The sequence below is a fragment of the Acinetobacter lwoffii genome, from assembly GCF_024129855.1.
GTDB classification, from domain to species: Bacteria; Pseudomonadota; Gammaproteobacteria; order Pseudomonadales; family Moraxellaceae; genus Acinetobacter; species Acinetobacter lwoffii_L.
Window position 1 is genome coordinate 35,388 of record NZ_JAMXXC010000013.1, and the last position, 23,114, is coordinate 58,501.

Sequence of the window (23,114 nt, forward strand, 5' to 3'; positions counted from 1 at the left end):
TTGCCCTTCAAAAAATGCCTATTTGTCGGATTTTCCCATTTTGAACTATGGCTGCATCATTATGTGCGGCATTAGATCATCCCGGCGATTGCATACATAACGTGGGACATAAGGCGGCACGTTTACGGTCGTTTCTACCCCGATAATTTCATAAGCTAATCGTGGTGCATCTTCATCCTGAATATCTCCCAGGACCACATAAAACACATCGTTCTTTTTTGGCTCAAAGCCGCCTTCAAAAGCCTCTAATTCAGATTCAATCAAAAAGCGAAATTCATCACCGCTGCCGTTGTTGGTATCCATGCGGTCCATCATGGTTGACGGTTGGAATTGATCCGCGACTAAAGCGTACCCGGTGCCGATCATGGACCAGCTTATGTCCACTTCATCATCCACAGACATAACCATCATACCGCCAATTGTGGGCCTCTCCCCCACTACTGGCTCAATACGATTGGTATTACGGCGGTAAAATTCACAATTAAATGTGTTGGGGTGCCGGATCACCACCTTACGAGTAATGGCATTCAAGCCTTTTGGAATGTTATTCAACATATCTAAACCTATTTTTGATTAGCAGATTAATGGCCCGAAAAATTCTAATTAGAATCTAATTAGATTATTTTTTTAGGCCCGCCAGCATGGCAATGGCTTGTTCACGGGTAATGCCTAAGCCCTGGATCGTTTGCAGCAAAATTGTTTCCGTGGTTTTGTTATGGCCAAGTTTCCCCAGCTGGCCAATCTTGCGACTACCGCCCGCCGTCACTTTTGGTTTTGGCATATTGACCCGTGCTGCAGCAGCCGATTTTCGTAACGCCAGGCGCGCCCGGTGCAGATCCCGTTCCTCTCTTGAATCAAGCTTGGTTGTAGAACGGCCCGCTTGTTTCTGGATTTGCTTATCTGCCTCTTTTTGGCTGGATTGAATGCGTACCTTGCCGTTGTCCTTACGCGCCTTTTCAATGGCCCTAGCCAGGAATTGCAGCACGTATGCCCCGCCCTCAATTTCAGCCATTACACGTAAAACGTGCTTACATGCCACGCCCACCAGGTTAGGGTTTCGTATTTTTGGGTAGCCCGTTTCGGATCGGCCAGCGTTATAGTTGCCAATCGTGGCCAGGTATCGCAAAAAGTAGGTATGACGGCCACAATCACAGTCAAAACGGATCTTATCCTTAGCCATTTCACGGGCCGCCCGTTGTGGTGCATGAGCGCCGGATGCAATAGCTGTCTGGAATCCTATAAATTCCACCTGGACATAATGCCTAGACGCATCATTGCGGCCAGAGGCATCAGTATTGAAATTAACAGCTAAATGGCCTTTCTGATTCTTATTGGCATGACTTGGCATAGCCCATAGAATTTCCTGTCTTGCCCGCTTTCGATCCGTAGACAAGGAACGGTCGATCACTTGCCTGGCAGTAATTCCACCAACAAAGCTTTTCCCGGCTATGGCTGCATTACGGCGAAATGCGGCCAGGTCATCAGCCGTCATAATTCGCTTGATCCCGCCTAGAGTAGTCTCAAGCATCCGGTTAGCATCATATTCCCCGCGAACCTCACCAGGCGTTAGGATATTTGGCGCACTGTCACGCTTATCCTGGCTGGCTTGCGCCCTGGCTTTGGCATGACCTATGGACCCGGCAATTTTACGGTCACTTGCATCAACCATTAATCTCTACTCCATCGAGGTTTACCATCCCGGCGATTGCTATGCACAGATTCAAAGCCGGATTCGCGCTTTAATCTGTCTAACTGGACCTGGTTAGGTAGGATTAATACACCTTGCTTAAAACCATCATCAAAGCTATCAATGCCAGCACACGCCATAACTGTCAGAACCTCATCTGAGGTCCCATACACCCGGCGGCTGATTAAAGTGGCATCCACATATTCATCCGGCTTGATTTCATAGCTCACCACTTTGTCCCAGGGCTTAGCACCTTGCACATAGTTGGCCACTTTCTTAAAAAACACCCTGGCCGCCTGGCTGTTTTGATCTAAATAAGCAGTCATATCGTCAACCAGTTACCTTCCATCAATGCCTCTAATTCATCGAACATTTCCAGCGTGTCATTAACCGTGGATGAACCTTCCACATACAAGCACATAGCTAACAGCGCGATTTGTGCATTGGTAACGTCAGGCGAAATACGGTATTCCATCCCCCGCCCCGATACGCCGTCCATTTCAATGCCGCTTGATGGATCTGCATTTCCCGCTTTAGGGTCAATTCGCAATAATGCTGTCTCATTGTTTTTGGCCAGACCGTTTTTAAGTCGGTAATAACTTGAAATTGAATCAAGCAACTTGGTTTCATCTATATAGAAATCATGTTCCGTTCTTAACTGATTGGTAATGAATGCACAGCCAGGTTGCGGGTCCATTCTTTTTGTGGATAGTTTGGCAATAACAAGTACACCCGTTTCAGTGTCATGCAATCCAAACAAACTAGCGGGCCGGCCTTTATAGCCTTGTATATTCGCTTGTATTTTTTGCTTCATGTGTTTACTCCCATAGAGCCTATGGAGGTATTCTATTTAGCCCTGTTTGCCTGATTTACTTGGTTTTCCAATACTGCCTACACAGTTATGCACCTATGCAATTCTGCACCCGTGCAGTTATGCACTCATGCACCTGGCCTAGATTGATAAGGTAAATTGGCACCTATGCAACCTTGCACTTATGCACCTATACAGCTATGCAGTTTTGCACTTATACGCACAATATAAATACAACATGCTTTGCTTTACAGAGACTTAAAAGTTTAAAATAGTCTGAATCATCGAATATATAAGGCTTTAAGACATGCAGTTTCAGAACAAAACCAAAGCCAAAAAGGGTATTAATAATTTGCTTGGTACCGCAGATTTTAAGTATTTTTTACTAGATCCAGGCTTTCTGGTTATTGAAGATTTAGACCTGGGCAATACAAGTGTCACCAATGATATGCACAATGTTTTAGCCTCATTGGTCCAGCTCAATCACAACCTGGCCACACTTAAAGTTATCTATAAGGATTCAATGGGAATATATGATGCAGTCCTGATTAGACCGGATAATTTAATGGAGGGGATCGCCTCATTAAATGCCGAAACACTTAACGAGGCCTGTAGACGTTACGATGAACGTATCGAGTACCAGGAACTTAAACAACATCACTCACTCAGACCGTGTTAATCAGTCACATCAACATCACGCCCGTTTTTAACAGTCGTTTGATCTTCTTGATTAACTTGCTGCACTAGCGGGAATCCACTTGGATCATCAGGGCCGGACCCTTTACCATCGTTCGGCTCATTCTCATCTGGCGCACTATAAAGCGGTACCGTGCAATGCAGATTAAAATCAATCGCCAGCATTGTGACATTTGAACTCCCTGTATCCACACTTGAAGCCGGGCTATCCGGGGCCTCAATTTGGCAAGGGAATCTCACATCATTTTTGGCGAATGTATAAACCGCATCAAAACCACGGCGCACGGGTGAATCCACATATAACAACAGCTGAGCAGCTATACTTTTCGCCGTTGCTTCATCACTCGTACAAATCACCAGCTGGACCCGCAAATCACCCGCAATAGTTTTAACTTCAAAATAACGCTCTTTGGCATCATCGGGTAACATGATTTCCACGCTATCCGAAATTTGATAGTTAAAATCCCGTCCGGTTGGGGTGTAGTCCTTCGCCATCCCGATAATAATCACGGGTAACTTTGCCGGGGTTGTTGGCTTGCCCGTGGTATCGTTTTTTTGCCAGGCGGCCAGCATGTCACTTGCCTGATCCACCAGGCGGCTAGGCGCATAAACAAAGCCATACGAAAAGCCACGCTTCTTGAACTCTTTTAACGCTGGCGTAGTTGGCACAAGCTCATTATAAAAGCCTTGCAGATACTCACCTAAAGCGATTTTAACTGGCTCAAACATTAGCGAACCACCATTGAACGAATTGATCGATACGCACGTTCATCTTTCTTGTCCTGTTCGCTACTTTGCTCTTTGAAGGTTGGTAAGATACCAGCTGAATCAAACACCGCCTTATCACGCTCCATACGCATTGTGGCCTCATTGGTTGAAATTGGCACTTCTGGCGCATCTGATTTTTTGTCGTACTCAGCCAATAGAGATAACAGCTGCTCATTTTCATTACGCAAGGCAACGGCGCTATCCAGGGCTAGTTTTTCACGGTACTCGCTTCTCTCTAAAAGCATGTTCATAGCTTGGGTACGATCTTGCAATTCAGCAGCCAAAACATCATCTAGGGTCATTCCACCCTCTACCACGCTATCCAGGGTCAAGCTGTACCCGCGATTGGTTGAATAGTTTGGATCATTCACCCAGTCAAAGCCGTAAAAGGTCGGTTTATTTTCATCGATGGCAGAACTAAAGCCGCCGACTTCGTTTGCATACATACGCGCAGCAATACGGCCTGGATCGGTATCTAAAAATTCTGTTTGATGCTCAATATCGCCGTTTGGGTATGCTTTAAGGTAGGTCGTCACAATGGCTGGCTCAACAGCATAAGCCTTGCCTTGAGCAATCCCACCTTCCGGCGGCTCTAAACCAAAACGAATACGGACCCAGTGGCCCAGGTATCCCAACATGCCACGGGTTTTAACTCTCTCCTGGCAAGCGGGTGAATTGATAGCAGCAACGATAGCCGGAATATCGAAATTACGTTCTACCCCTCTAAATTGTCTGCCACGTTCCTTGAGGTTGTAGCGGATCAATGGGGGTTGTACTAAATCAGTTTTCATAAGACAACCTGTATGTATATTTATCTCATCATGAGATAAAAAAAATACGGTTAATCTCCTGTTTTCCTATCTAGGCAATATCCCTAGAAATGCACTCATGCACTTATGCGGTTATGCACTTTTTATAAAATTGATTTTAATTAAATCAAATAATTAGATTAAAAAGCTATCAATCACCCAGGCTATGAAACTTCTACAAAATGCACTTAAATGTATAAGTGCATAAATGTATATGCACTTAAAATATACAAATAGCTGATTTTTGGGCCTTTATTTTATTGACAGAGGCACGTAAAGCCTTATACTTCAATGGATTCATCATCAAACTGGAAATTAAAAAATGGCTTTTGTTATCTCTTTGCTCAATCAAAAAGGCGGCGCTGGTAAGACTACAAATTCACTTAATCTTGCACGTGCTTTTCAAAAAATGGGTATGGAAGTTGCCCTGGTTGATTCAGATCCACAAGGTAGCGCCCGCGACTGGAAGGAAGTAGATGAAAATAACCCGGTGCCAGTTTTCGCTATTGACCGCCCAACGATCCATAAAGACATTAAATCTCTATCCAATATGGATATTGTCATTATTGACGGCGCACCTTCTTTAGAACAAATGAGCGCGTCAGCAATTAAAGCATCCGATTTAGTTATTATCCCAGTCCAGCCTTCACCACTTGATATATGGGCAACGTCCGACCTGGTAGATATGGTTAAACAACGTATCGAACTTACAGATGAAAAATTAAAGGCTACTTTCCTGGTATCTCGTGTAATTGCAAATACGTCACTGGGTAAAGAAGTTTCTAGCGTTTTGGCTGGCTATGAACTACCCGTGTTAGATACAGTTATTTTTCAGTACATCGACTACACAAAATCAATTGCTAAAGGTCTGACTGTTCACGACTATGCACCTAATTCCAATGCAGCTAAAGACGCTTGGAAACTAGCAGAAGAAATCAAAGCTAAATACCTCTCAGACAATACTTAATTCAAATATATGCACTTATGCACTTGATAGCATAAGTGCATAATTGTATAACCGCATAAGTGCATGACCCAGGAATATTAAATGTTAGAAATTAAATCCAAAAAGGACCAGGGCGATAAACGCAAAGCTCAGCAATTGGAAAGCATTAAGGATATAGGTCCAACCGTGCGTAGCAGCCTGGTATTGTCTGAGGATCGCCACAGACGCTATAAAATCTATCTGGCGCAAAACAGACTAAACATGAAGGACCATTTAACCAGCCTGATTGATGAATGTATTAAAGACATTCCATAAATACGCCCCGAAAGGGGCTTTTTAATGCCCGCTAATCGCTTGATATACAACGGCGCACAACTCATGTTATAACCTCAAAATTGACCCAGCTAAGCGATATATGTTTTAGCCTCGACAATGGAGTAAACATGAATATTGAAAAAATGAGGGACTTCTACACCAGGCATAAGCCCTATAGTCTCCAAGACTACACAAAAGATGCAGAACAATTAATTTTCAACCGGATCAATTACCATAAATACGATCATAAATCCCTGGTACCAGATCCAAGTTATCTACATGACACTATGGCCGTTATGGACCCACAACATGCGGCCCAGTGGTCGATTTTGTCCAGGAAGCGTAAAGCAGGGTTAATGCTTGTGGTCCTATATACGCTGGCCATTGAATATGAGCTTGATATGACGGCGACCCTGGCACATAGAATGCTACAAGGCCTGTTTGATTGCAGCACATCAAATAAGACCCTGATTGCTGCTTTTGGTGAGCATGGGCGCACTGCAGCTGATAAAAGTGAGGACTGGGAAAGGATAGGGACCATTATTGCGAAAAAACGGCCCTGGGCAATGAAAAAGCTGAATCAGAACCGGGCAAGAGTGCGAAAAAATAAAGATATGGCCTGGGACCTGGTAAACCAGCACTTTAAGAAGGTACGCGCAAAAAAGGAAAGCCCTTACAAATAAGGGCAGGCTACAACATATATCAATTAGCAAATAGCCCTGAAAAAATCAGGGCATTTTTTTTAGTAACCGTATTTTTTTGCAAAATAAAGCTCACAATCAGAACATTCACCATGCACTAGAACAACGTCCTTTCCGCAACGATGGCAATATGCGTTTTCCTCTATGCTGGATGGGTCCACATTAAACAAATGCTTAGGTGCCTGTTCAAAATATCCATCAGGATCATAAACAAGGTCAGATGCGCCGTTGCGCTTCGGTTTGCTTTCAAAGCCAAAATAAAAGCGTAACTGGTTATCTTTTTCCAGCCAGACGGTAGCAACCCATAGGCGGTTATAAGCCTTATTTTTTCCCATGAATCCAGCAATAACTAAATCACTGTTTGAAGCCTGGTAAGCACGACAAGTAATTTCTTGCCCCTGAAAGGTCCCTTGTACTGTCCCTACCAGATCCCGGTTACGGTTTATACCCTCAGATTTAAAAGAGCTGTAATCAAATTTCATACCTAGCCTATTTCATTTGATGAATGAGGCCTCAATATACTGTGATGTTATCACAATTTCAATAGGCAAAATAAAAAGGCCCTGGACTTATCCCGGACCTCCTTAAAATTACAAAATCAATCAGACTATGCTTAAAACTCTATTTACCTTTTTTTTAACAGTAGTAGTAAACAGATCGGTAATCAGTGAATCAGATAATAATATAGCCTCATTTCCCTCAGATTGCGCTATTTTGAGGTTTTCGTATGCTTCGGCTATGTCGGTATAGCTTTTATGTGAAACATGCTCTAAACGCTCATTATCGTGAATTAAAGCATCAAGACTTAATTCTGACTTTTTAAAAATAACAACGGTGTAAGATTTCATGATGAAAATGTCCAATTTATGTAGTTTTGTTCTTAGGTGTGAATACTTTGATTTACAATCTATCTTATAGGCTAGATCTTATTAACAAGAATCACAATACTGTTATTAAATTTTATTAATGAGTAACCCAGGATTAATTTAAATAATCAAAATCTATTAATCACTGTAATAAAAATTAGAGAGCCTAAACTTGAATATTAAACGGTATTTACTACCCTTAAACATTCTTAAAATTAAAATTAAAAAAAATAAGATTTGGCTTTTATATACTTTTAAATGTTTTTAAATGCTTTTAGGCAGCTTGAAACCCTTGCACAGCAAGCCTTTTCAGCTTCATTAGTAGACATTTACCGTGCTATTAGTAGACATTTACCGTGCTATTAGTAGACATTCTCCGGGCAATGAGTAGACATTCTCCGGGCATAAATAGACACTTACCGTTAATGTAGTTTTCACACATTAGATTTATTTTTATTCAGATAAAAATTAGCCTTAAACTAATTAAAATTAATATAATAAATTATGACTAATAATAATATTTAGATGCTCTTTAATATCCTCCACAGTAATAAGTGCTAAATCACATAAACCCAATAAATACGGGCCTTCGAGTATTTATAAGTAGACATTTACCGTGCATATAAGTGCATATAAGTAGACATTCTCCGGGCAGGACTAGCCATCTAATTTCATAAGTAGACATTTACCGTGCATAAGTGCATAGGCGCATAACGCTTGTGAGTAGTAATTCATCAGACAATTGAAAAGCTTATTGCTTATTAGTAGACATTGAAATATATTGTCTACTAATTGCAGTGAGCAATCATCGTCAACATCAAGGCTATTTTATGGACACTAAACAACTTGTCGTTAAAGACAATATGCTTATCAATGCCAGCTACAATCTGGATCTCATCGAACAGCGAATGATTTTACTCGCGGTTGTAGGTGCTAGAGAAACCGGACAAGGTATTACTGCAGATAGCAGATTGATTATCCATGCTCAGAACTATATGGATTGCTTTAACACCAATCGAAGTGGTGCTTATGAGGCCCTTAAAACAGCTGCTAAGAATCTTTTTGAGCGTAAATTTACCTACAAGGAAATTAGAGAAGGTAAAGAGTTTTATATTAAATCTCGTTGGGTGAGTGAAGTCGGCTATTGTGAAGAACAAGGCTGTGTAACCCTGGCATTTGCCCCAGTAGTAGTGCCATTGATTACGCGCAATCATAAGCACTTTACCTGGTATAAGCTGGGCCAGATTGCAGAACTTAAAAGTAAGTATGCGGTCAGACTATATGAAATCCTCATTGCTTGGCGTGAGGTAGGCAAAACGCCGACTATTCAACTTTCAGATCTACGCTTTAGCTTAGGAATTGAGGAAACGGAATATCAGCGTATCCCCGACTTTAAGGCCAGGGTCCTAAATCCAGCTTTAAAACAGATTAACGCCCATACGGATATTGAAGTAGAGTGTGACCAAATCAAGACGGGTCGCGTGGTATCAGGCTTTAATTTCAAACTAAAGATGAAGCCGACAGTTGAGAAAGTCAGCAAAAAAGCGACAGAAGAATCAGAAGAAAATAAGCTGAACCGCAAAATTCTAACCATGACTGATAGCCAGATCACAACATTTGCAACCAAATTAAGCCGCCTACATTCATTCGGGGGTAAATATGGCGGGCAAAATGAGCAATATGAGCAGCTGGCCATGAGAACAATTGACATGCTGGTTGATCCTAAGACCCGCATGGAGTTAAAAGATTATCTGGTAGAGGCTGGCTTTAAATAAGACATAAAAAAAGCCCCCTCGGCTAGAAGGGGGCTTTCCCATTCCCAATATGGCAGTCGGGAATGTCATCATCAAACTGTAAGGCTAGTTACAGCCCAGTAAAGATAACACATGGATTGTGAAAATCCACTAGCGCCGTTTAAATTATAGGCTTATACCTATTTTTTAATTAAATAAACTTTATTTTTCTCCCATCCATTGTGATGTTATTGCTATCAATCAAATTCAAAGGCTAGAAATTGAATCCATTTAATATAGAGCGTACTGCGACTAATCCTTATCTCCTGGGTGATGTATTCATCCGGGATAATCAAGAATTTACCCTAATGGAGCCAAGTGTTGGCTGTTATGGATTCCTCAAGGAAAACAGAAGTGTGCGTATGGTCGCGCATAGAAGTTTTAATGAATTGCTAGACCAGGGCTTTACTCCGGTAGAGGAATTTATCGAAAAGAGTAAAGAAATGCGCGAAAACTATATATTCGCACCACGTAAACTAGAGGATGGCACTTGGGCCGGACTTAGCCCACTGGTAACAACAACGGCGATTCATGTTGATTGGGATGATATTAGCCCATTTGAAAGCCGCTATTGTTTTAGCCATAACCAGGCATTGCCAAGTTACTACACAGCACTCTACTGGTTGACACGTTTTAAGAATAAAAACAGTCTACCGATTGGTAATTGTGCCTATCGCGGCCGCTTGGGTAATGATCCGATTATGGATCATGAGCGTACAAAACAGTATTATCAGGATATGTATCGTATAAAGCATGAAGTTGAGTTTATTGATGGCCTGGATATTCACGGGATCGCCAACAGAACAATGCTAGAAATAATCAGCACAAATTAACCAAAAATAAACCCGGCCATGTGAGCCGGGTTTTTGTGCCTGGTAGATTAGCAATCCTCTAGGCGGCATTGTGTAATTTCATAATCCTCACGCTGTACCAGTAAATGACGATTTAACAGCTGCCATTGCGCCGTTGTCATGTTTTCCGGCTGGCCCTGGCTAATCTTTTTCTCAAGCTTGTTATATCTGGCCAGAACTTGATTACATTCCTCTTGTAACCAGGACTTTTCATAATCAAAATTCGGATCATCCATACAGCATGTGAATTTTTCATAAAACTCACTGGCTGGACGGGTCCAGACTTCACCATTCATCAGGCTTTGATATACGGCGACCTCACTAGAATCAGCCTCATTCTTGGCAATATGCAGCAGCTTATAGATCCCGCCCTTATGGTGGATGAAGTAAAGCTGCTCACCTCTTAATACATTGGCTCTTTTAGTCTGGTTTTGGTGCATTTTTTCCGTGAATAAGATGCTGGCCACGTCCCAAACCTCAGCCATTGCTTTTTTATGCGCTGTAATCTTGCCCACTTCCTCATCATAATCAAAGCTACTAATGAGCGAGCTAACGCCGTTTACCATAAAGCCGTTTACCAGGGTAATAGAGCAGACAGTAGAGCGTTTATTGGGTAACAAGGTGTATTCAATATCTTTAATCAGGCTTTCAACCATTTCAGCAGTCATGCGTGGCCCAATTGGTGCCTTACCATGAATTAACTGTTCAATATCTTTATCGTTCATATCTATTTACCTGAAAGCAGATACAAAAAAGCCAGCTTTTTACGCTGGCTATCTTGCTGTTCTGACACTATCGAGTAATCAACTTGCACGACCCAGTGAAGCTGACCAACCACAAAACATAAGGACTAAGAGCATCCGTGCTGCAATAATAAGTCTAAGGCTTATTTAAATCAACAAAATTAAATAAAAACTAACTAATTTAATATCATTGTGATAATATCACCAATCATCAAACGATTAAGGCTAATCACTATGAAATTAACTCGCATTGCTGCAACAAATTTTGATTCAGAACAGAAAGAACACCGCCGCAACCGTGGCCGTTTTCACTTTTATCAAGTAGAAGGCAATGCAGACAATGAAAGTGGACAGTTGGCACTTGTTGATGCTGTTTTATTTTCGATCAAAACAAGTGATGAAACGCAAAGCTGGCATGAACGCGCTTGCCTGTGTGCTGATTACGATGAAGGTTATGCCTGTAATTATGCGGTAGAGCTTGATGAAGTAGAGGACTTTAAGGGCTTATGGAAATTGGTAAAGGCTCAAGTAACTGAGTATGCCAAAACATTTGGATCTATCCCTACAAATGACAACTACGCGCTTAATATCCTGGGCTATGCCCTGGCCAAAAAGATTGTAAATCATTCAGGCGGCAAATTTGAACTGTGCGACCGCCTTTACAAGAATGCTGTAGCTGCAGTAGAAAAAAAAGCAGCCAAACTACAACAAGAAGTCTTAGCAGATCCAGCTGAACAACCTGAACCAGCACTGCAACCGGAGCCAGGTAATACGCCAGAAGCGAAAAAGGACGAAATCAAGTCATTCAAGCTTAGTAGCCCATGTAAAAACTGTCCTTTCCGTAATGATCTACCAGCACACAATAAAGGCTGGTTAGGCAAGGCCCGTGCAGAAGGGATTGCATTCAGCACCTTTAAAATGGGTCAGTCATTCCCCTGTCACAAAACCACGGATGGCGCTAGGGATGATGAGGACGGCGAACATGAGGACGGCACATATCCCTATGATGAAAAAACTAGCCAATGTGCGGGTGCCGCAATCATGCAGATTAAAACGGGCAACCCAAGTGCTTACATGCAAATTGCTGAACGCCTGGGATGGACCAAAGAAGTAGAAGCAATGAAGCGGCTAGACATGGATTCCCCAGTATTTGAAACACCGGACCAATTTATTGAATTTCATACCAGCGGCAAGGGGTAACTATGGAACTCACCAGGGACCAGGCACGGGCCTATTTCAATGAATGCGGCCTGAGCTACCAGAACATTACTAAAGACCACTTTAAGAAGCTTCGCGCCGTGGTGAATCAGAACCTCAAGGAAAGTGGCTATCTCGATGGCTCATTTTCCTGTCATGGCCGGATCAAGTACACCAGTAGCGATAAAGGCGGGGTATTTGAGGCAAGTTTTAATTGCCAGGCGTTTTATTTCACCGGACGGCAATGTATCGCTTTTGAGAAAGGCGGCTTTATTGGCTTTGCTGGTTGGTCAGATACTCAGAATATACAGCCAATTTTACACGGCTTTTTTACCTGGTGTGATTGGGTAAAAGAGCAACTTGATATTACATACAAACAGGAACAAAACTAATGGAAATGAATGCACCGATCAAGCTTGAGCTAGGCATATACGGGATTAACCAGGAAACCGGGACCCAGGCCATAGTAAAAGCAAGCTTGCCGCTAGGTCAGTACCCAACACCGGAAACAATCCGATCCCTCATCAAACAGGCCGAGGATTCATTACCAGAAGGCTATGAACTCATGAATAAAAAAGAGTTTTTTAACGCCTATCTTGCTGAGGAATATGGATCACAAGAGACATTTGCCACACCTGGATCGCCTGATTTTGATGAAACCTACGTGCAAGGCACTCAATAACACGTATCTTGAGCTATATGGCTGTGATATTATCACCTGTATAGTATTGCAGAATAAGCTTTTAAGGGAATATTAATGGAAAAGGCCAAGCCAAAACCAATGACAGCCTATGAACGGCGCAAGGTTACTGAACAGCGTAAAAAGGCCCAGGGACTAACCAAAAAAGCCTACTATCAGAATCAAAAAGATATTGAGTTGGTTAGCCAGGTAAAAGAGCAGCTGCAGAACCAGGGTGAGGATTGCACCAATGATGAAGCAGTAGCTCATATATTCGACTTCTATAGGAAAAATGCCCTTTAACCGGGGCTTTTTTTATACCTGGTAGAAACACACAAGCAAAAAAAACCGCTATTACTGGGGGGTAATAGCGGGCATCAAAAAGTAACTTTAAATTTGGTTGGAGCCTGTGTAAAAAACTAAAAACACCACAAGCAGCAGACTTTCGATTAGAGCATGGCCTCAATTAGTTTTTCTGCTATCAGCACCGTTTAGCTGACGGAAAGCATTGTATATCAATAGATCATGAAATAAAAGCTTTTGACTAATAAAAATATTAAATCAAATCTAATTTATTCACTCAATATCATCAAAAGCCGCCGCCGCTTCTTCTTCCAGGCTCTTACCTACATCATCCACACTATCTAAATCCTTCTCAGTAGCGATATAAGATACGTTTTCCAGGAAAGCAAAACAGATTGCATCCCATAAATCGGGTGAACCCATCCCTTCCCATTCAGGACTATGCTTAGGCGGGACCCTAATTCGTCCTTTATCAGTGAATGATTTAGGAATGCGGCTAGATTGCGCTAGAAGCTCTTTTTTATATGCCGGGGTCAATATACTAAGTCGACCCTCTTTTGCAGCCCTGGCGGCCTGGTGCATGGCCTGAGCGCGTAAATTTAAATAACGGTCCTTATTCTTGTTCTGGAAACATGGATTTCCCCAGTTTACCCGTGTAATGACCTGGTTGGCATCCTCAAGATCCTGGCATACGTTAATACCTAAGCCGCCACTATCGACTACTTTTGTATTGTCCGGGTATTCCTGGCCAGATCCCATAATACGGCCAGCTAATTTGTTGGATCTTACGCCGTTGGTGAACAATGGGATTTCAATTACTTCAACCCGCCTGGCTTCGGGTCCTACATCACCGTAACCAATTACCCGGATCGCCACGATTGCAGATTTATCGCGGATACCTTCACCAGATGCAACGTCACTTGTGAGTAAATAACCGTATGGCTCACCTTCATCAATAATTCGGCCATAGCTATACATTTTCATAGCTACGCGCAAACTCATCATGTGCTTTGATGAATCTTGCGGGAATAAGCCCAGTAAACGGACCCGCCTTTCATCATCATCGTATGAGTTCCATAGGGCCATCAGGGCATCATCAGATACCAGGGGTGAATCTACTGAACTAAATACAAGGTTATTCCATTCCCCGCCGTTGGAAATAGATAACTCATGATGTGTACGCCAGAAAAAGCCCGCATTACGGGTAGGCTGTGAGTTCATCAGCATTCGGTTATGCTGTTCTGTCAAAGCGCCTAGAAGTGTGGTTGTCACTTCATCTGGTACGGTACTTGCCTCATCGACAATGACCAATAGCCATTCACCATGACGGCCCGCCATTTTGTTAGCGGTTTTGGCGTTGGCTGTTTTAGATTCCACAAACCAGGTATCTTCAAAGCCCTTAATACGCATTGTGGCATTCGCCAGGACTTCGATATGATCCGCAATCCAGCCATAGTTAGGATTGGCCCGGATACGTTCAACGTTGGTGCCAATCTCCTTCCACATGGTCGCTTTCAACTGGTCCATGTCGTTCGCTGTAATCAGCGTAACGGACATAGGGAAACAAAGTAGGTGCCATAAGACAATGTGAGAAGTACCGGACGTTTTACCCGTACCATGACCAGAAGCAACACTTGTCCTGGAACGGGAACAAGCCACGGATCTATGCAATTCAATCTGGTGAGGCGTTGGCTCTAGGCCAATAACCTCAATCACAAAACGAACAATATCCGGTGCAAATCGTTCACAAAATTCGGGCCATCTTGGGTCCTGGTGTAATAAAACGCGCTTAACCATTTGATAACATCACTTATTAATAATGTTCTCAATGTCACGGACGGCGGCACTGTAAACTTTGCTGTGATAGGTCCCGTGCAAGTTATCCCTGGATTCTGCAATTTCAGCACTTCGCATATAAGCATCTTGCATTGCGACCAATTGCAGCTGCTCTTGCTCATAATCAGTCAGGACCGATTGAACCAGGTCAACTTTTGTGGCCAGCTTAATTGTGGCGATAACCATGCCCAAATAAACAAGCCAGCTAATCACGATAGGACCCAGATCAAACGGCGCGTTATCCATACGGCAGACATACATGCCAGATAGACAGCCCGCCGTACTTTTAACAAGCATGTAAAAAATAAAGAGGTACGCCCAGATAGCAGCAAACCCCACGGACCAAGCTATTTTCTTGTATCGCTTAAACTGGCTTTTAATCCTGGCGGTAGCTCTAAGGCCCTGGGGTGCAGTCGCTTGTGTCATTGAATCCACTCTTACAAAATCAAGACTTCATTTAAGCGGATCAAAAACAGCGAAAAGCTTTGATTTTCCTATTTGGTCGCCTGGGCCTGGGCTATCCTGGTGCTGGCAATTTCAAAATAATGAGCATCCAACTCGATACCAATAAAATCACGCCCAGTATTGAGACAAGCAACCCCGGTGCTACCCGATCCCATTGTAAAATCCAAAACAGTCTCCCCTTCCTGGGTGTAAGTCTTGATCAGGTATTCCAGTAGAGCTACTGGCTTTTGGGTAGGGTGAAGGGATTGTTTCTGCTTATCACTGTTAAACTTTTGGATAGATCGCGGGTAACGCTCTGTAGAATCATAAACCTGGCGTTTAATGGCCTTTCCATAACACTCACTTCCTATATCCGTCCTGGCTGATTGTTTACGGCGCTGGCCAGTGGTTTTCTGAGGGTTATAGGTCGGCTGACGGGCATAAAATACGCTGATAATCTCATGAGCGCGTAAAGGCTGCTTTTTTGCGTTTAAAAAGCCTGTAGCAGCTGGCTTTTCATAGATCCAGTCATAACGAAACTGCTTAATATTGCTTGCCCGGAGTAGGCTAGAAAATGGCTCTGCACCAAATAGCACGATTGCGCCGTTGGGTTTAATGATTCTCTTTAGCTCGGCCCACATCAAGCCAAAATCAATGACTGAATCCCATTTACAGGCCGTGGTGCCATACGGCGGGTCAGTCAAAATCAGATCCACACTTTGATCCGGGATCAATTTCATTTTTTCCAGGCAATCGCCTTGTATTAACTGCATATCAAACACTGTTTACCACTTGAACGCCGTATTGAAGCAAGGGCAAACCAGGTCAAATCCTTTGATTTTCCTATACTGAGCTATCCATAGGGTGCATGAGTGCATAACTGCATAAATGTATAACTGCATAATTGCAGACAAAAAAAGGCCGCCTAATGAGGGTTACTAGGCGGCTGAATAAATCTTGTGTTTTTTAACGTGTATCACCTCACGGGATAGGTAAATACCCATAGCGGCTTTATGGTCGGGCTACTATCATCTACGACCAATAACGTGCTATGCCGTCCAGACTGTATTACGCATTCGTCTGGCAGTCCTCGTTAGCCTCATGTCATAGCTAACGGCGTAATGTCCGATGACCTTAAAAGGTTTCGCTAGAATCTCACTAGCTCGTCAGATCGGTTGCCTGTCTGTTCCAGGCTGTCATGTTCATCATTCTGCGGTATATCTGCAACGACACGTTCAGGGCATACGATCCCATAGTCGCCAGTTCTCGAATTATTCGATCACCCGTTCACGTCATAAACAACGACATTCAATTCTTTAGAACTGGTGCGCCATACTGGAATCGAACCAGTGACCATCTGCTTAGAAGGCAGATGCTCTATCCAACTGAGCTAATAGCGCATAAGTGCATTACTGCATAAATGTATAAGTGCATAAGTGGCAAAAGGGAGGATTAACAAAAACCTTTTGCCACTTACTAACCTGATTAAGCGCGGGCTACGCTAAATAGCTGCTGGACTTTCGCTACCCAGGAACATGACAAGTAACCCAACATCTCACATTCACAGCTAAATATTTAAATCTGTAAGCAGCCCAGGTATGGGGTAGTCACACGCTGAGGAATGAACACCCAGGCCGCTTGCGTTGAAATATAAGCCTTTAGCTTGTTATTTGCAACCAATAAATTAATCTAAAACTAATTTAAGCTGGTTTTTTCTTGGTTTTCTTTGCAGCTGGCTTCTGAGCTACAAGGTGCAATGCTTGAGTAGGATTAGTACATGCAAGCTTGAGCTGTACGACTGGTGCGAGTTTGGCCAGCAATTCCAGGAGGGATAAACTATCAAAGCAGACAAAGTTTTCTGTGGCCATTTCTGGTGAAATGCTCATCATGACTAAAAACGGCGGGTATCCTGGCTGCAGTGTCATATACACACGTAAAAAGTAAGGGCAGTCCTCAGATCGGCTAAAATCATACGCTGAATCTAACTGATAGCCGCATTCAGCAATACAATCGTGATAAGACAATTCATCATTGTTCAATTCATCCATTTTTTGCATGATGAAATCAGGGGTAGATTGCCAGCCTTCTTTATGTGAAAACGCGACTAAGTTAGTATCTTCCATTAGATAAAGCCTTATTAATTAGATATAGGCTAATTATATTGTGATTCAAGCAAAATGCCATAGTCCAGATACAAGAAAGCCCCCATGTTGGAGGCTTTATTTTTATGGATCGATCACCTTAATTGTAGCAACCCTTTCCGGCGATCTAGCCCGTTTTAAGTGGTATCTCTGCAATTCTGGCCATATCTTTTCAGCCCATACAGGCGTTATATCCTTTTTTGCCAGGTACTCATCACATATAAAACGGTGCGGCATACCCAAGCCATCCTCTAGTGATTGGTGTGCCTCCATAAAAAGATCACGCCCATATTTAGCCCGGTGTTCTCTTATAAGCCGGGTCCTTTCCTCATCGAGCAGCTGCATTTTCTCCTGGGCCAAGCGAATGCTTTTCATAGCATCTTCTGGATTATTCCAGGCCTGGTGTGCCGTTGTGTTTGTTGCATTCATAGCGGCCAGATCTAAAGCGCCGTCACGCATAACCAACAATTCACTGTAATCATAAGAATGCCCGGCAAAATCCATGCTAATCACAGCATCAGCAAGTAGGTTTTTGGGACCTAACATTGCCTCTGTTTTAGATTTTAATTGCTCGATATGAGCGATAGAGCCTTCCAGGACTTCTAGTGGTAATACTGGTTTGTTCATGATTTATAGCCCTGCGTATATGTAAAAATAGCTACTTAACCCATCACCAGCTTGTTGTTTGAAAGCTCCAAATACGGAGTGCTGCAGCCTTTTGCATATAGGATAAAGATCGTCAGAAAGACTAGCCATTCCCTCCCTTGATTCAATGGAGTTTATTAAACTCAATAGATCTCTCAAAGTGTCGGCCTGACTATCAAGCTTCAAAAAATCAGCAAGTGCAATCAGATTGAATACCTTATCTTTTTTGGTTTCTGGCTCACAGAATGAATCAAAAAGCGCCTGAATTTTTGCCACATCAAAAAAGTGAGGGATCGATATATCTTGATCCTTGATTACAATTTTATTCATGCGTTTTGTTCCTGTGCTTCACTTACATTGAAATAAGCATTAATTTCACAAGCCAAACTATGCGTATATCCTCTGGCTTCATAACACTCAGGGCATCCATACTGTTCAGCGCAATTAGCCATGTGGCCCCATTGGCTCATTTGCTCAGCAGAAACCAAAATAAAACCTTCCGGCCCTGCCTGAGCCTTAGCTAGTTGCGCCTTTAGATCATCAATTTCGGCCTGTTTTGCTTTTGCACAACGTAACCAACCCAACCAATTACACTTTAAAACTGCGCTATCGCTTGCATTGCAGTTTCCTACTGGAAAAAGATCAGCTTGATCTATACCAAATTCCTTATTAAACGCTTGTTTTTCTAGTTCCTGATTCACGCCACAACCCCCGCTACTAACTTGCCATTCTTGCAGATCGCATAAACCTGTCTGCACTGTTCAACATCAAACATGCCAATATGACAATGTTTAGCCTCAATACCCATTTCACGCGCTAAGGCCTTATATGCCTCTTTGCGCTTTATTAAGCCTGTACGCCAGATTGGGTCAAATATTCTGTGCGCTATAGACTTCCATTGTCTTAATTCAGCATCAGCCAGGCGGCCTAATGGCTGAGTGGTGCCTTTATGGCATCCCACATAAGCATCACAAGGCGCGCATTGATAGAAACTTAAATCTGCAAGGTCAACCCTAGTCGGATAGATTACAAGGCCTGTAACAAGCTTAGAATCGCCGTTGCAGTATGGGCAAACTGGATTACTCATTAAGCTCTCCCGTGTGCAGCATTATTAAATTGAGCCTCTTTTTCCACTTCCATCATGCTTGGTCGCAAAGGTAGATAAACCATCTGGTAAAGATAAATAATAAATGCGGCCACTTCCTCTATGCTCATAGCAACAACATTCATGCCGTCAATAGCTTTGATTGGGTTATGAGCCTCACCAGATCCAGCTTTAAACTGGTTATATTTTGCGTAAAACGTTTTTAAAAGCTCAGGACTTTGTAGGCAGTTATTAAAAACAAACTCAAATCGGTCGTGATGTTTCAGCACTTCGCTTTTTATATCGCTTGGCAACTCGATAGTGTTGATCATTTCAATAAAATTGGTTGGGACTGTTTTAGATTGCATGATTTAGCCTTAGTTTGATGATTTAAAACATGGTGATATTATCACAATAATTAGTCTTAATCTAATTTTTTATATAAAAAAGGGCCATTATTGACCCTTATCCGTACACTTCCGACCGCATTCCAGGCAACAACCCTCAATAAAAAAGGTAGCCGCCTGGCAAATTACGCAATATTGCATCAGGATTTACCCTCTACGGCGCAAGTATTGATCTTTTGTAGGGCATACATTTCACCCAATTTCATTGCTTTGGCTATAAGTGTTTCCAGCTCTCCCGCTTCACTTTCTGATAAGAAATGCCGATCAATAAAAGCGTTTTCCAGCTGGCTAATCTCATTATCCAAAATCTCGGTATCTTGCAATGTGATAGTCATACCTTAGCCCCTGCTATTTCACGCTTAGCCTTTTCACATTCCTTTTCCCAAAGTGCTTCGGCCTTTTGGATGGCCAGCTGGGCCGCCTCTGTCATATCTTTGGCCAAAATCCATAGGCCTTGATAAATACCGCCCAGGCTATTAGACAGATATTGTCCTTTATCATTGAAACTAAAGTTATAAGGTAGGGCCATTTCAAGACATACCAGAAACTCAAAATCGCCGCATTCCTTGTATAGATCCCGCGCAATATCACTCGAATATTCTTCAATACTATCGTTGTCCTGGATCTCTTTAAGAGTAGAGGCCAGTGCTGGACATTGCTCTAAAAGCGCAGCATTTTGATAATCCTCATACGCATCAGATAAAAATTCCTGAAACTCATCAGATATACGGTCGGACATAGAGGCAGATAAGGTCGGGATATGTAGAATCTTGTCAAAACGAACATTGCTGTCCCACATATCGCTCATTAATTGTCTAGGGAATTTACTCATTACACAGCCTCATAAAAGCGTTTTGCTTCGTTAATATCTTTAGTAATTAATGGGGTAGAGCCTTGTTTGTAGCAAATCACAAGATCATCACGCTCAAATATTGCTTCGGCATTGCTCATATCAAATATTTGATACATGGCCTGACTAAACCATTCCTGGCTATAAAACATTTTGCGTATATGTTCTTTACGTGTGCCGTGCCATTGCTGCACTTGAAAATACTCATCATAGGAGTTAGCAATTACTTCACTCTGGAACATGGCATGATTCATTTTTCTGTATCGAGCAACGGCCTGCTCCGCCACCTCTTTAGATACGGCTGGCGTTTGCTTGTATAGACTGTCAAATTCAGGTCGAATTGCTACACACCATAGTTTTTTATTGCTCATAATTAATGGACCTCAAGATATGCTGCTACGGCGAAACAAATAGCGGCTATTGCTACGCATGAATAATTAACATTAGCGGGCTTTTGGGAATCGATACTTAATGCTGCTAACGTTCCCAGGAACATAAGAAAGGTACTCACTGGCCAGCCTCAAAAGCTTTAACCAGGTTATAGGCCTGGATAATCCTTTCTTGCGAATACTTCATTCCGTGCAGCCAAAAATTAAGTAGTTCGCCGTCTAGGTAGTCATGGATCTTGTCACCGATGTTTCGGATCAGATCCAAAGCATCAACCAAGTCCTTAATCTCATGAATATCGTATAGATCACAGTCATAGTTACGGCCCAATCCCCACCATTCTTGATTAGGTCGATTGAAGATTGCCTGACCCCGATCATCGACACGGATTTTATAAATCCCATGCTCATCAGTGGCGATATGGGTCGTTTCAAATGGTGCGGTTTTCAATGCGTCTTTAGCCTGTAATACGCCAAAACGCTTAACAAATTGGATGGCAGACATTAACGGTCATTCCTTTTAATACGCTTTTTACGATTACCACGGCCCCGCCAATCATCGTTAGGGTGCTGATTAATACGATGATGTTTAGGCATGACAAAAAAGCATTTAGGCTGTGATTTTTCAGCCCTGGTTAGTTTTTCTTGTATTTCCTTTATCTCGGCGTATGTTGTCGTTATCGGCGTATTACCAGTGACAACATCGTGAACCTCCATCACTTGAAACTGTTGAATCAATAAGCCCAGGCTTAAAGATCGACCACGGCGGCCCAAAACTAGAACATGATTCATTAAAACTCTCTCGCCTGGTTAGGCTCATTACTGCCAGTACACTTATTCCGGTGATTAATGGCTTGTGGACAGCGTTTATTGCCGCATTCAGGGCAACAAATCATGTAAACGGGAAAAGCCCCTGCATCAGTACGGCATTGCTCACAGTCATAGTGCTGACGGTCTTTTTCAGAATAAAAAGATAATATGTTAGTCATAGATTTATTTATAAGTTAGTCATTAACTAATAATATCACGTGATGCTTTGAACTATAAGGGTCTAGGCCAAACTTTAGGCATAAAAAAGGGCAAGCTTTATGCTTACCCTGGTTTGTCCTATTTACGCTCTACAGCGATTTATAGACACTTAACGGATTAATCACTATCTGACTATCATAAGCATGGTATCCATTGATCAAGTGACCAAAGACATGCTCATAAACATGATGATCAATGAATAATCTGCAGTTGGAATGCGCCCTATGAATGCGCGTATTTACCCAGTCTATATTTTCCTGGCCAATAGAACGCAATGTCTCAAACTTTGGAGTAGAGGCTACCAGGTAGTTACTTTGCTGGCATACCTGGCGAAACCTCTCTTTCAAGTGGTGTGCGCGTGTTTCATCTGCAGACAGAATATAGACTGCATGATCCTTAACTAAGGCATCCAGGGCTTGTTTCAGCATACGGGTAGTACGGCCAGACTGACGGGCATGAAAGTGTGTATAGCTCATTGGGACCTCAATAATACTGGTGTGCATTAGCGGCCCAGTATTGATCAAACTGGATCGATCCCTGACGCGCCCCCGCCTGGGCTTCATTTGGGAATGCTGGACGGATCTTCCAGAAGTTATCGAACGTGTGAATAGCGCCGTTGTAGGTTGAACGCAAGCGCACTTGCATCGGGGTATTTACACCAGTTACAGACAGACTAAGCAGCTCAAAAACCTCTGCTGTTTGTTCCAGGTCTTTAAGCACGTATTTACCCATGCTTTGCTCTGTACGTGGTGCTGAAACATGGTTGTTGTTACGTGAACGATTGCTGATAAAACCTAATCCATTACGCATGATATGTATCCCCTTAAAAAAGTTCTGGTGTGTGTTGTGGCAGTAAAGTCGCATTGCTCAATCTAAAGCTAGGGTGTTCAGCTTGTTGCTCACACCAGCGATTCATTTCCCTTTCGGTAGGTAGGCCGTATTCATACGGTAGAGTTGAAGTGTTCTTTTCATAATTGAAAGCATCACTACATTCATAATCCAGGCCACCGATTAAAACGGCGCTGCTGAATTGAGAAAGGTATTTCAAGCGGAAATTTTGTAATTCCGTGACGGGATTGGGTGCCATTGTCATTGTCTAGCCTTTACAGTTTGATAACACAAAATAG

The 23,114-nt window shown here is 42.6% G+C and carries 36 protein-coding genes and 1 tRNA gene; 10 read left to right on the top strand and 27 right to left on the bottom strand.

Annotated elements, in window-relative coordinates; translation table 11 throughout:
* Nucleotides 1–45: 45 nt before the first annotated feature.
* The 4 genes from NI465_RS10620 to NI465_RS10635 form a co-directional block, all read right to left on the bottom strand.
* Complete coding sequence (locus NI465_RS10620) at nucleotides 46–555, bottom strand: hypothetical protein (protein ID WP_200004084.1); 510 nt, start codon at nucleotides 553–555, stop codon at nucleotides 46–48.
* Nucleotides 556–619: 64 nt separating this feature from the next.
* Nucleotides 620–1,393, bottom strand: a complete 774-nt coding sequence (locus NI465_RS10625) for a hypothetical protein (protein ID WP_253145244.1) — start codon at nucleotides 1,391–1,393, stop codon at nucleotides 620–622.
* 275 nt (nucleotides 1,394–1,668) lie between these two features.
* Entirely contained in the window at nucleotides 1,669–2,013 is a 345-nt protein-coding gene (locus NI465_RS10630) for a hypothetical protein (protein ID WP_253145246.1), read from the bottom strand.
* A complete protein-coding gene (locus tag NI465_RS10635; RefSeq protein ID WP_253145248.1) occupies nucleotides 2,010–2,447 on the bottom strand; it encodes a hypothetical protein in 438 nt (145 codons plus the stop codon). The genes NI465_RS10630 and NI465_RS10635 overlap by 4 nt, the downstream gene beginning before the upstream one ends.
* 358 nt (nucleotides 2,448–2,805) lie before the next feature.
* Between NI465_RS10635 and NI465_RS10640 the strand changes: the two genes are divergently transcribed.
* Complete coding sequence (locus NI465_RS10640) at nucleotides 2,806–3,177, top strand: hypothetical protein (RefSeq protein WP_200004080.1); 372 nt, start codon at nucleotides 2,806–2,808, stop codon at nucleotides 3,175–3,177.
* Here the strand turns inward: NI465_RS10640 and NI465_RS10645 are convergent.
* Together NI465_RS10645 and NI465_RS10650 are read right to left on the bottom strand one after the other, a co-directional pair.
* Nucleotides 3,174–3,863 carry a hypothetical protein gene (locus tag NI465_RS10645; RefSeq protein ID WP_253145250.1) on the bottom strand — a complete coding sequence of 230 codons (690 nt, stop codon included), beginning with the start codon at nucleotides 3,861–3,863 and terminating at the stop codon, nucleotides 3,174–3,176. The genes NI465_RS10640 and NI465_RS10645 overlap by 4 nt on opposite strands.
* Nucleotides 3,864–3,922: 59 nt before the next feature.
* Entirely contained in the window at nucleotides 3,923–4,726 is an 804-nt protein-coding gene (locus NI465_RS10650) for a hypothetical protein (RefSeq protein WP_253145252.1), read from the bottom strand.
* A 367-nt stretch (nucleotides 4,727–5,093) separates the two neighbouring features.
* Between NI465_RS10650 and parA the strand changes: the two genes are divergently transcribed.
* From parA to NI465_RS10665, 3 genes are all read left to right on the top strand, one after another.
* Nucleotides 5,094–5,738, top strand: a complete 645-nt coding sequence (gene parA, locus NI465_RS10655; RefSeq protein WP_253145253.1) for a ParA family partition ATPase — start codon at nucleotides 5,094–5,096, stop codon at nucleotides 5,736–5,738.
* A gap of 81 nt (nucleotides 5,739–5,819) precedes the next feature.
* Nucleotides 5,820–6,032: a hypothetical protein gene (locus tag NI465_RS10660; RefSeq protein ID WP_253145255.1), complete on the top strand. Its 213-nt coding sequence runs from the start codon at nucleotides 5,820–5,822 to the stop codon at nucleotides 6,030–6,032.
* A 128-nt stretch (nucleotides 6,033–6,160) separates the two neighbouring features.
* A complete protein-coding gene (locus NI465_RS10665; RefSeq protein ID WP_253145257.1) occupies nucleotides 6,161–6,715 on the top strand; it encodes a hypothetical protein in 555 nt (184 codons plus the stop codon).
* Between the two features lie 59 nt (nucleotides 6,716–6,774).
* On the opposite strand, the gene NI465_RS10670 is transcribed toward NI465_RS10665, so the two are convergent.
* A complete protein-coding gene (locus tag NI465_RS10670; RefSeq protein WP_200004074.1) occupies nucleotides 6,775–7,215 on the bottom strand; it encodes a hypothetical protein in 441 nt (146 codons plus the stop codon).
* Between the two features lie 120 nt (nucleotides 7,216–7,335).
* Nucleotides 7,336–7,581, bottom strand: coding sequence for a hypothetical protein (locus NI465_RS10675; protein WP_200004073.1), 246 nt, complete (start codon nucleotides 7,579–7,581; stop codon nucleotides 7,336–7,338).
* An 848-nt stretch (nucleotides 7,582–8,429) separates the two neighbouring features.
* Here NI465_RS10675 and repM point away from each other — a divergent pair.
* On the top strand, nucleotides 8,430–9,374 hold the full coding sequence (repM, locus tag NI465_RS10680) for a replication initiation protein RepM (protein WP_200004072.1): 945 nt from the start codon (nucleotides 8,430–8,432) through the stop codon (nucleotides 9,372–9,374).
* Between the two features lie 239 nt (nucleotides 9,375–9,613).
* Nucleotides 9,614–10,225 carry a hypothetical protein gene (locus tag NI465_RS10685; RefSeq protein WP_253145259.1) on the top strand — a complete coding sequence of 204 codons (612 nt, stop codon included), beginning with the start codon at nucleotides 9,614–9,616 and terminating at the stop codon, nucleotides 10,223–10,225.
* Nucleotides 10,226–10,272: 47 nt separating this feature from the next.
* On the opposite strand, the gene NI465_RS10690 is transcribed toward NI465_RS10685, so the two are convergent.
* Nucleotides 10,273–10,968: a Gp49 family protein gene (locus NI465_RS10690; RefSeq protein ID WP_200004071.1), complete on the bottom strand. Its 696-nt coding sequence runs from the start codon at nucleotides 10,966–10,968 to the stop codon at nucleotides 10,273–10,275.
* 252 nt (nucleotides 10,969–11,220) lie between these two features.
* On the opposite strand from NI465_RS10690, the gene NI465_RS10695 reads away from it, so the two are divergent.
* From NI465_RS10695 to NI465_RS10710, 4 genes are all read left to right on the top strand, one after another.
* A complete protein-coding gene (locus NI465_RS10695; protein ID WP_253145261.1) occupies nucleotides 11,221–12,186 on the top strand; it encodes a DUF5417 domain-containing protein in 966 nt (321 codons plus the stop codon).
* A 2-nt stretch (nucleotides 12,187–12,188) separates the two neighbouring features.
* Nucleotides 12,189–12,575: a hypothetical protein gene (locus tag NI465_RS10700; RefSeq protein WP_200004069.1), complete on the top strand. Its 387-nt coding sequence runs from the start codon at nucleotides 12,189–12,191 to the stop codon at nucleotides 12,573–12,575.
* Nucleotides 12,575–12,865: a hypothetical protein gene (locus NI465_RS10705; RefSeq protein WP_253145262.1), complete on the top strand. Its 291-nt coding sequence runs from the start codon at nucleotides 12,575–12,577 to the stop codon at nucleotides 12,863–12,865. Before NI465_RS10700 ends, NI465_RS10705 begins: the two co-directional genes overlap by 1 nt.
* A gap of 75 nt (nucleotides 12,866–12,940) precedes the next feature.
* Entirely contained in the window at nucleotides 12,941–13,165 is a 225-nt protein-coding gene (locus tag NI465_RS10710) for a hypothetical protein (protein WP_253145263.1), read from the top strand.
* A gap of 273 nt (nucleotides 13,166–13,438) precedes the next feature.
* Here NI465_RS10710 and NI465_RS10715 read toward each other — a convergent pair whose 3' ends face one another.
* The 18 genes from NI465_RS10715 to NI465_RS10800 all read right to left on the bottom strand — a co-directional run bounded on the left by NI465_RS10715 (nucleotide 13,439) and on the right by NI465_RS10800 (nucleotide 23,080).
* Complete coding sequence (locus NI465_RS10715) at nucleotides 13,439–14,962, bottom strand: hypothetical protein (protein ID WP_253145264.1); 1,524 nt, start codon at nucleotides 14,960–14,962, stop codon at nucleotides 13,439–13,441.
* Between the two features lie 9 nt (nucleotides 14,963–14,971).
* On the bottom strand, nucleotides 14,972–15,298 hold the full coding sequence (locus tag NI465_RS10720) for a hypothetical protein (protein WP_253145265.1): 327 nt from the start codon (nucleotides 15,296–15,298) through the stop codon (nucleotides 14,972–14,974).
* A 197-nt stretch (nucleotides 15,299–15,495) separates the two neighbouring features.
* Nucleotides 15,496–16,218 (bottom strand): DNA-methyltransferase, encoded by a 723-nt coding sequence (locus tag NI465_RS10725; RefSeq protein WP_253145266.1) that lies wholly within the window; start codon nucleotides 16,216–16,218, stop codon nucleotides 15,496–15,498.
* A gap of 550 nt (nucleotides 16,219–16,768) precedes the next feature.
* Nucleotides 16,769–16,845: transfer RNA gene (locus NI465_RS10730), tRNA-Arg, on the bottom strand.
* 300 nt (nucleotides 16,846–17,145) lie between these two features.
* Complete coding sequence (locus NI465_RS10735; protein WP_200004063.1) at nucleotides 17,146–17,568, bottom strand: hypothetical protein; 423 nt, start codon at nucleotides 17,566–17,568, stop codon at nucleotides 17,146–17,148.
* A gap of 102 nt (nucleotides 17,569–17,670) precedes the next feature.
* Nucleotides 17,671–18,213, bottom strand: a complete 543-nt coding sequence (locus NI465_RS10740; RefSeq protein ID WP_200004062.1) for a hypothetical protein — start codon at nucleotides 18,211–18,213, stop codon at nucleotides 17,671–17,673.
* Between the two features lie 3 nt (nucleotides 18,214–18,216).
* The gene (locus NI465_RS10745) at nucleotides 18,217–18,561 is read right to left on the bottom strand and encodes a hypothetical protein (protein ID WP_200004061.1); all 345 of its coding nucleotides are present in this window, start codon (nucleotides 18,559–18,561) and stop codon (nucleotides 18,217–18,219) included.
* Complete coding sequence (locus tag NI465_RS10750; RefSeq protein ID WP_200004060.1) at nucleotides 18,558–18,932, bottom strand: hypothetical protein; 375 nt, start codon at nucleotides 18,930–18,932, stop codon at nucleotides 18,558–18,560. The genes NI465_RS10745 and NI465_RS10750 overlap by 4 nt, the downstream gene beginning before the upstream one ends.
* The gene (locus NI465_RS10755; RefSeq protein WP_200004059.1) at nucleotides 18,929–19,318 is read right to left on the bottom strand and encodes a zinc-finger-containing protein; all 390 of its coding nucleotides are present in this window, start codon (nucleotides 19,316–19,318) and stop codon (nucleotides 18,929–18,931) included. Before NI465_RS10755 ends, NI465_RS10750 begins: the two co-directional genes overlap by 4 nt.
* Nucleotides 19,318–19,683, bottom strand: a complete 366-nt coding sequence (locus NI465_RS10760) for a hypothetical protein (protein WP_200004058.1) — start codon at nucleotides 19,681–19,683, stop codon at nucleotides 19,318–19,320. Before NI465_RS10760 ends, NI465_RS10755 begins: the two co-directional genes overlap by 1 nt.
* A gap of 179 nt (nucleotides 19,684–19,862) precedes the next feature.
* The gene (locus NI465_RS10765; protein ID WP_200004057.1) at nucleotides 19,863–20,057 is read right to left on the bottom strand and encodes a hypothetical protein; all 195 of its coding nucleotides are present in this window, start codon (nucleotides 20,055–20,057) and stop codon (nucleotides 19,863–19,865) included.
* Nucleotides 20,054–20,554 (bottom strand): tetraspanin family protein, encoded by a 501-nt coding sequence (locus NI465_RS10770; RefSeq protein WP_200004056.1) that lies wholly within the window; start codon nucleotides 20,552–20,554, stop codon nucleotides 20,054–20,056. Before NI465_RS10770 ends, NI465_RS10765 begins: the two co-directional genes overlap by 4 nt.
* Nucleotides 20,554–20,943: a hypothetical protein gene (locus NI465_RS10775; RefSeq protein WP_200004055.1), complete on the bottom strand. Its 390-nt coding sequence runs from the start codon at nucleotides 20,941–20,943 to the stop codon at nucleotides 20,554–20,556. Before NI465_RS10775 ends, NI465_RS10770 begins: the two co-directional genes overlap by 1 nt.
* A 136-nt stretch (nucleotides 20,944–21,079) precedes the next feature.
* Nucleotides 21,080–21,463, bottom strand: coding sequence for a hypothetical protein (locus NI465_RS10780; protein ID WP_200004054.1), 384 nt, complete (start codon nucleotides 21,461–21,463; stop codon nucleotides 21,080–21,082).
* Nucleotides 21,463–21,750: a hypothetical protein gene (locus tag NI465_RS10785; RefSeq protein ID WP_200004053.1), complete on the bottom strand. Its 288-nt coding sequence runs from the start codon at nucleotides 21,748–21,750 to the stop codon at nucleotides 21,463–21,465. The genes NI465_RS10780 and NI465_RS10785 overlap by 1 nt, the downstream gene beginning before the upstream one ends.
* A gap of 326 nt (nucleotides 21,751–22,076) precedes the next feature.
* Nucleotides 22,077–22,463, bottom strand: coding sequence for a hypothetical protein (locus NI465_RS10790; RefSeq protein ID WP_200004051.1), 387 nt, complete (start codon nucleotides 22,461–22,463; stop codon nucleotides 22,077–22,079).
* A 7-nt stretch (nucleotides 22,464–22,470) separates the two neighbouring features.
* Entirely contained in the window at nucleotides 22,471–22,797 is a 327-nt protein-coding gene (locus tag NI465_RS10795) for a hypothetical protein (RefSeq protein WP_200004050.1), read from the bottom strand.
* 13 nt (nucleotides 22,798–22,810) lie between these two features.
* A complete protein-coding gene (locus NI465_RS10800) occupies nucleotides 22,811–23,080 on the bottom strand; it encodes a hypothetical protein (protein ID WP_200004049.1) in 270 nt (89 codons plus the stop codon).
* Nucleotides 23,081–23,114 lie beyond the last annotated feature (34 nt).